This window comes from Synechococcus sp. OH2, from assembly GCF_047462155.1.
GTDB lineage: Bacteria > Cyanobacteriota > Cyanobacteriia > Thermostichales > Thermostichaceae > Thermostichus.
The window spans coordinates 1,441-8,227 of the sequence record NZ_JANSIR010000099.1 but is presented as its reverse complement, the minus strand read 5'-3'; the positions used below and the strand labels follow the sequence as shown (position 1 = coordinate 8,227).

7 protein-coding genes and 1 pseudogene are annotated in these 6,787 nt (G+C 61.0%); 5 read left to right on the top strand and 3 right to left on the bottom strand.

The window, feature by feature from the left end:
* The 5 genes and pseudogenes from NW835_RS09870 to NW835_RS09850 all read left to right on the top strand — a co-directional run.
* A pseudogene (locus NW835_RS09870) lies at positions 1 to 643 on the top strand (resolvase); the annotation flags it as partial.
* Positions 627 to 902 (top strand): hypothetical protein, encoded by a 276-nt coding sequence (locus NW835_RS09865; RefSeq protein ID WP_414371579.1) that lies wholly within the window; start codon positions 627 to 629, stop codon positions 900 to 902. The pseudogene NW835_RS09870 and the gene NW835_RS09865, both read left to right, overlap by 17 nt.
* 108 nt (positions 903 to 1,010) lie before the next feature.
* Entirely contained in the window at positions 1,011 to 1,847 is an 837-nt protein-coding gene (gene bchL, locus NW835_RS09860) for a ferredoxin:protochlorophyllide reductase (ATP-dependent) iron-sulfur ATP-binding protein (RefSeq protein ID WP_414415187.1), read from the top strand.
* Between the two features lie 158 nt (positions 1,848 to 2,005).
* Positions 2,006 to 2,983 (top strand): protochlorophyllide reductase, encoded by a 978-nt coding sequence (locus NW835_RS09855; RefSeq protein ID WP_414364891.1) that lies wholly within the window; start codon positions 2,006 to 2,008, stop codon positions 2,981 to 2,983.
* Between the two features lie 29 nt (positions 2,984 to 3,012).
* On the top strand, positions 3,013 to 4,413 hold the full coding sequence (locus NW835_RS09850; protein ID WP_414415186.1) for a ferredoxin:protochlorophyllide reductase (ATP-dependent) subunit N: 1,401 nt from the start codon (positions 3,013 to 3,015) through the stop codon (positions 4,411 to 4,413).
* On the opposite strand, the gene NW835_RS09845 is transcribed toward NW835_RS09850, so the two are convergent.
* The 3 genes from NW835_RS09845 to NW835_RS09835 all read right to left on the bottom strand — a co-directional run.
* Positions 4,410 to 4,646 carry a hypothetical protein gene (locus NW835_RS09845; protein WP_414333678.1) on the bottom strand — a complete coding sequence of 79 codons (237 nt, stop codon included), beginning with the start codon at positions 4,644 to 4,646 and terminating at the stop codon, positions 4,410 to 4,412. The genes NW835_RS09850 and NW835_RS09845 overlap by 4 nt on opposite strands.
* Positions 4,647 to 4,709: 63 nt before the next feature.
* Positions 4,710 to 6,020 (bottom strand): glutamate-1-semialdehyde 2,1-aminomutase, encoded by a 1,311-nt coding sequence (hemL, locus tag NW835_RS09840; protein WP_414364862.1) that lies wholly within the window; start codon positions 6,018 to 6,020, stop codon positions 4,710 to 4,712.
* Positions 6,021 to 6,336: 316 nt separating this feature from the next.
* Positions 6,337 to 6,787, bottom strand: a 451-nt coding sequence (locus NW835_RS09835; RefSeq protein ID WP_414415185.1) for a flavodoxin-dependent (E)-4-hydroxy-3-methylbut-2-enyl-diphosphate synthase, incomplete at its 5' end; no start/stop codon positions are given.

The following is a 6,787-nucleotide window of genomic DNA, read 5'->3' as shown; positions in this document are numbered from 1 at the left end:
CCCCGCCCTCCTCAGCCGCACCGAGGCCGCCCAGATCGATCGCTGGCTCAAACGCAACCAAAGGATCCCACGCCGCAGCGCCAGCGCCCCCCGCGCTCTGGCTGGCCTCGTCCATTGCCGTACCTGTGGCAGCCTTCTGCGCATTGTGCAAACCACCCCCGGCAAGGCCAAGAGGAACGGCTCCTCCTACCTCTACCTGCGTTGCCAAACCTGTCGCTACAGCCTCCACTACGCCCAAGTCCTGCAGGAGGTGATCCGCCAGGTCTGCGAGCAGCTCCCCCACCGTGCCCAAAACCTGGATCGGCAGGCCCTGGACCAAACCCGCCAACAGCTCCAAGCCCAGATCCAGGCCAACAGCGAGCGGCTGCGGCAACTGGAGGCGCTGCAGCAATCTGGACTGATGGATGAGCCCTCCCTGGCCCAGCGCTGCTACCAACTGCGGGCGGAAACGGCCCGTTTGGCCCAAAAGCTGGAACAGCTCCCTCCCGCCAACTTCCTCCAGATCGCCCAAACTCTCTCCATCCTGCCCTTCTGGCAAGACCTCAGCGAGAGCGAGCGCCGCGCCTACCTGCGGGAATTCCTGCGCAGGGTTGAGGTGGATTCTACAGGGGCCGTGCAGATTGCCTTTGCCTTCGATCCCTGAGATCCCTTTTGAAGTTGGGGATTCCGCGTCTCCTCTGGCCATTGAGACCATTCTTGAGACTCTCCCTCAAAGCGGGAAAAGGGATCCCGCCGGCAGTCTCCAGCGAGTTGACGGGAGCAGCGCTTGTCAAAGCCAGGGAGAGATGAATGATTTGTTTTTGATCTGCTTTTACGAAAAAACAAAAAACAAAAGCTGGAAAAAAGACGAAAATCGGCTCGAAGAATCTCTTGGACGAGGATTTGTCCGTCTGGCGATTTAAGAAATTGCTTTAACTTGTTTTAGGCTTGCCTTAATTCTTCTCAACACTTCTCAGGGAGTGGGTTAGCTGCCGATAATGGCCCTTGTCAGGCTTGTGGAGGAACGTGCTGTGAAGTTGGCAGTTTACGGGAAGGGTGGGATCGGCAAGTCCACCACCAGTTGCAACCTCTCGGTGGCCTTGGCCCGGCGGGGCAAGAAGGTGTTGCAAATTGGCTGTGACCCCAAGCACGACAGCACCTTCACCCTGACTGGTTTTCTCATCCCCACCATCATCGATACCCTGGAAGCCAAGGGCTACCACTACGAAGACATCTACCCCGAGGATGTGATCTACCGCGGCTACGGCGGCGTAGATTGCGTCGAGGCGGGAGGGCCGCCGGCAGGGGCCGGCTGTGGCGGCTATGTGGTGGGAGAAACCGTCAAACTCCTGAAGGAGCTGAACGCCTTTGACGAGTACGACGTCATCCTCTTCGACGTGCTGGGGGACGTGGTGTGCGGCGGCTTTGCTGCCCCCCTCAACTACGCCGACTACTGTGTGATCGTTACTGACAACGGCTTTGACGCCCTGTTTGCCGCCAATCGCATTGCCGCCTCGGTGCGAGAAAAAGCCAAAACCCGCAAGCTGCGCCTGGCCGGCCTAGTCGGCAACCGCACCAGCAAGCGGGATCTCATCGACCAATACGTCTCGGCAGTGCCCATGCCCGTGCTCGAGGTGCTGCCACTGGTCGAGGACATTCGCATTTCGCGGGTCAAGGGCAAAACCCTCTTCGAGATGGCAGAGACGGATCCCAGCCTGGAGCCCGTCTGCCAGTACTACCTGAACATCGCCGACGAGCTGCTGGCCCGCCCGGAAGGGATCGTGCCCCGGCCTGCTGAGGATCGGGAGCTGTTTGCCCTGCTGTCGGACTTTTACAACGCCCCGGCACGGGAGCCGGCGCTGGTGTAAGGGATCCCAAACCTGCCAGCTTGCCGGTGTGTCTAAAAGTGAAGCAATTGTTTCGGAAAACCGTCGCAAACCTTATCAATTTGTTGTCTGTCCCGCTTTCCGCCCCAAGATGGATTGTGCAGGAGATCCATCTTGAGGACATGGCAGAGGAGTTGGATATGCAAGCACAAGTGCAACCCACCGTGGTGATTACTGGAGCCTCTTCGGGCGTTGGCCTGTACGCGGCTTTGGCTTTGGCCAAGCGGGGCTGGCACGTGGTGATGGCCTGTCGGGATCTGGACAAAGGCCAGCGGATGGCTCAGCAGGTGGGGATCCCGCAGGGCAGCTACACCCTGATGCCGATCGATCTGGCCAGCTTGGCCAGTGTGCGGCAATTTGTCGAACAATTTCGCCAGTCGGGCCGCTCTCTGGATGCCCTGGTGTGCAACGCCGCCATCTACATGCCCTTGCTTAAGCAGCCCTTGCGCAGCCCGGAGGGCTATGAGCTGACCATGGCCACCAACCATCTGGGGCACTTCCTGCTCTGCCACCTGATGCTGGAGGATCTGAAGCGCTCCACCTATCCGGATCGGCGGCTGGTGATCCTGGGCACGGTTACCCACAACCCCAAGGAGCTGGGGGGCAAGATCCCACCCCAACCCCACCTGGGGGATCTGCGGGGCTTTGCCCAGGGCTTCAAGGAACCGATCAGCATGGCCGATGGCGGCAAGTTCGATCCCGTCAAAGCCTACAAAGACAGCAAAGTTTGCAACATCCTCACCATGCGGGAGCTGCACCGCCGCTTCCACGAGAGCACCGGCATCACGTTTCTCTCCCTCTACCCGGGCTGTGTGGCGGAAACGGCCCTCTTCCGCCATCACTATCCCCTCTTCCAAAAGCTGTTCCCCTGGTTTCAGAAAAACATCACCGGCGGCTACGTCTCCCAAGAGCTGGCCGGCGAGCGGGTGGCCCAGGTGGTGGCGGATCCGGAGTTTCGCCAGTCGGGATTCTACTGGAGCTGGGGCAACCGGCAACGGAAAAATGCCAAGCCCTTTAACCAAGAAGTCTCGGACGAGGCGGGGGATGCGGCCAAGGCCAAGCTGCTCTGGGATCTGAGCGAGAAATTGGTGGGCGTGCCCCAATTGGTCGCCCCCTAGCTTGACAAACCCTTTTCTAGGAGCCGACGATGACTGCTGCTGTGGATGCTTCCAATACCCTCCACTTTCAATGCGAGACCGGCAACTACCACACCTTCTGCCCGATTAGTTGCGTGGCTTGGCTCTACCCCAAAATCGAAGACAGCTTCTTTTTGGTGATCGGCACCAAAACCTGTGGCTACTTTTTGCAAAATGCCATGGGGGTGATGATCTTTGCCGAGCCGCGCTATGCCATGGCCGAGCTGGAAGAGGGGGACATCAGCGCCAAGCTCAACGACTACGAGGAGCTGAAGCGGCTGTGCCTGCAAATCCAGCGGGATCGCAATCCCAGCGTCATCGTCTGGATCGGCACCTGCACCACCGAGATCATCAAGATGGATCTAGAGGGCCTAGCCCAGAAGCTGGAAGGGGAGATCGGGATCCCGATTGTGGTGGCGCGGGCCAATGGCCTCGACTACGCCTTTACCCAGGGGGAAGACACGGTTTTGGCCTCTATGGCCCAGCGCTGCCCGGAGCAGGTGCAGGAAGAAGAGCGGGAGACGCGGGGTGGCCTGCAGGCTCTTTTCTACGGGCTGCGCCCCGGCAAAAAGAAAGAGGAAGAAGGCTTCCCCAAACATCCCCCCTTGGTGATCTTCGGCTCCGTGCCGGATCCGGTGGTAACCCAACTCACCCTGGAGCTGAAAAAGTACGGGATCCGCGTCTCCGGCTGGCTGCCGGCCAAGCGCTACGAGGAGCTGCCGGCCATCGAGCCGGGCACCTATGTGGTGGGGGTAAATCCTTTCCTCAGCCGCACCGCCACCACGCTGGTGCGCCGCAAAAAGGCCAAGCTCATCACCGCTCCTTTTCCCATCGGGCCGGATGGCACCCGCGCCTGGATCGAGGCCATCGCCGGCGAGCTGGGGATCCCGACTCAAGGCCTGGCAGAGCGGGAAGGGGAAGTGTGGCGTCACCCCCAGGTTCAGGAGTACCTGGGCCTGCTGCGGGGCAAGAGCGTCTTCTTCATGGGGGATAACCTGCTGGAGATCTCCCTGGCCCGCTTCCTGGTGCGCTGCGGTATGACGGTGCAGGAAATCGGGATCCCTTACCTCGACAAGCGCTACCAGGCCGCCGAGCTGGCCCTCCTGGAGCGCACCTGCGAGGAGAGGGGGGTGCCCAAGCCCACCATTGTCGAGAAGCCGGATAACTACAACCAACTGCAGCGCATCAAAGCCCTGCAGCCGGATCTGGTAATCACGGGCATGGCCCACGCCAACCCCCTCGAAGCCCGTGGCGTCACCACCAAGTGGTCGGTGGAGTTTACCTTTGCCCAGATCCACGGCTTCGGCAACACCCAGGCGCTGCTGGAGCTGGTCACCCGCCCACTGCGGCGCAACGCCGCCCTCAAAGGCTTGGGCTGGGAACAGTTGGTGGGGGAAAAAGCCCTGAGCTAACTTTCTGGCTCCTCGTTGTCGAAGAGCAGGCCATCCAGGTGATCCGGCAGTTGCTGCCGGTCGATCCAGACCATGCCGGCCAAAATTGCCTCGGCCTCATTGTGGAAGTAGCCGTAGGCTGGGGCGGCAAACTCCACCGAGCCATCCTGACGTAGCCGCTGACAGCAAAAAATGAACCCCTTGTCGGTGGTTTGGGTGGTGATGCGCCAGTTGCGGTGGATGTGCTCGGCCATGATCCCAGTGCAGATCACCCTCACCCCCAACCCCTCTCCCAAGGGGAGAGGGGAGAAGAAACCCTAGAGCGTGCGCAGCACCTCTCGCGCCGCCTCGAGGGTTCTCTCCACATCGGCTTCGGTGTGGGCCAAGGAAGTGAAGCCGGCCTCGAATTGCGAGGGCGCCAGATACACCCCCCGCTCCAGCATGCCGCGGTGGAAGCGGGCAAACTTTTGCAAGTCCGAGCGCTTGGCCTCCTCGTAGTTGCGCACTGGGCCAGCCGTGAAGAAGAAGCCGAACATGCCGGGCAAATGGCCCCCACACATCTCGTGCCCGGTCTCTTGCGCAATCTGCAGCAGCCCCGTCGCCAGCTTCTCGGTAATCCGCTCCAGATACTCATAGGTACCGGGGCGACGCAAAATATCGAGGGTGTGGATCCCGGCCGTCATGGCCAGGGGGTTGCCGGAGAGGGTGCCCGCCTGGTACATTGGCCCCGCCGGCGCCACCATTTCCATAATCTCCCGCCGACCGCCGTAGGCCCCCACCGGCAGGCCGCCGCCGATCACCTTGCCCAGGGTGGTTAAATCGGGGATGACACCAAACTTGGCCTGCACACCGCCGTAGCTGATGCGAAAGCCGGTCATCACCTCGTCAAACACCAGCAGGGCGCCATACTTCTGCGTCAGCTCCCGCAAACCCTCCAAAAAGCCCGGCTGCGGCGGAATGAAGCCGGCATTGCCCACCACCGGCTCTAGGATCACGCCCGCAATGGAGTCGGGATGCTGCTCAAACAGAGCCTTGACTGCCTCTAGATCGTTGTAGGGGGCGGTCAGCGTGGCACTGGTAGCGGCCTTAGGTACCCCCGGCGAATCCGGCAGGCCCAGCGTGGCCACCCCTGAGCCGGCCTTGACCAAAAACATGTCCGCATGGCCGTGGTAGCAGCCCTCGAACTTGATCACCTTTTCCCGCCCCGTGTAGGCCCGCATCAGGCGCAGCGCCGCCATACAAGCTTCGGTGCCGGAGTTAACAAAGCGCACCATCTCCACGCTGGGCACCGCCTCGATCACCCGCTCGGCCAGCTCGTTTTCCAAAACGCAAGGGGCGCCAAAGCTGGTGCCTTTCTCCAAAGCTCGGTGCAGAGCCTCGATCACCTCGGGATGGGCGTGGCCGACAATCGCCGGCCCCCAACTGCCGATGTAGTCGATGTACTGGTTGCCGTCCACATCCCAGGCGTAGGCTCCTGAGACGCGGTCAAACACGACGGGATCCCCGCCCACCGACTTAAAGGCGCGCACCGGAGAGCTAACGCCCCCCGGCATAAGCTGCTGCGCCCGTGCAAAGATCTGCTTGGAGCGGCTGGTATTAAACGAGCGAGTAGGGAGAGTGCTGGTCATACTCGGAGCTGTTCAACCCGTCTTTTTAGACTAGCAGGCAAAGAGACTTGCTGGTGGGCTGCTGCCCTCTCTTTTGTTTTAGCTAGTGGGGGTACAGGGGTGGATAAGCTCCGCACTGTACCTGCAAGGTTAGCGTCGGGATACAGCCACCCCCGCAAGGATGTGTTACAACAGTCGTGGTTATACAAAGCGGCGTTGCCGGAATCTGGTACAACCGCGCGGTAGGACATCCCGTGTCTGCTCGTGGAGAGACTACAAGACCCCGTTGAAGTGAGAGGTCTATTCCCCATGCGTTAGCACGAGGGTCAGGAGTGTGTCACTTACTTGGGCTTCCTTCTGGAGGATCCACCCACCGCCCATCGGCTTTGATGAGCTCAATCAGCGCCTGGACGCCCTCCGACTCCGGCACCTTCTTTACCTCCTCCTTGCCGCGGTAGAGGGAGATGTAGCCGGGGGTTTTCCCCACATAGCCGTAGTCGGCGTCAGCCATCTCCCCCGGCCCGTTGACAATGCAGCCCATGACGGCAATGTCGAGGCCCACCAAGTGCTGGGTTGCAGCCCGCACTTTCTGCAGTACTTCCTCCAAGTTAAACAGGGTGCGGCCACAGGAGGGGCAGGCCACATATTCCACCATGGTCTTGCGCAGGTTGAGGGCCTGCAAGATGCCGTAGGCCACCGGGATCTCTTTTTCCGGCGCTTCGGTTAGGGAAACCCGAATGGTGTCACCGATCCCCTCGGCCAGCAGCGTCCCGATCCCCACTGCCGAT

What these genes read in the sequence shown, in the direction of transcription:
- NW835_RS09855 (WP_414364891.1), top strand. Translation starts at nt 2,006, where the DNA reads ATGCAAGCACAAGTGCAACCCACCGTGGTGATTACTGGAGCCTCTTCG.
- NW835_RS09850 (WP_414415186.1), top strand. Translation starts at nt 3,013, where the DNA reads ATGACTGCTGCTGTGGATGCTTCCAATACCCTCCACTTTCAATGCGAG.
- NW835_RS09845 (WP_414333678.1), bottom strand. Translation starts at nt 4,646, where the DNA reads ATGGCCGAGCACATCCACCGCAACTGGCGCATCACCACCCAAACCACC.
- hemL (WP_414364862.1), bottom strand. Translation starts at nt 6,020, where the DNA reads ATGACCAGCACTCTCCCTACTCGCTCGTTTAATACCAGCCGCTCCAAG.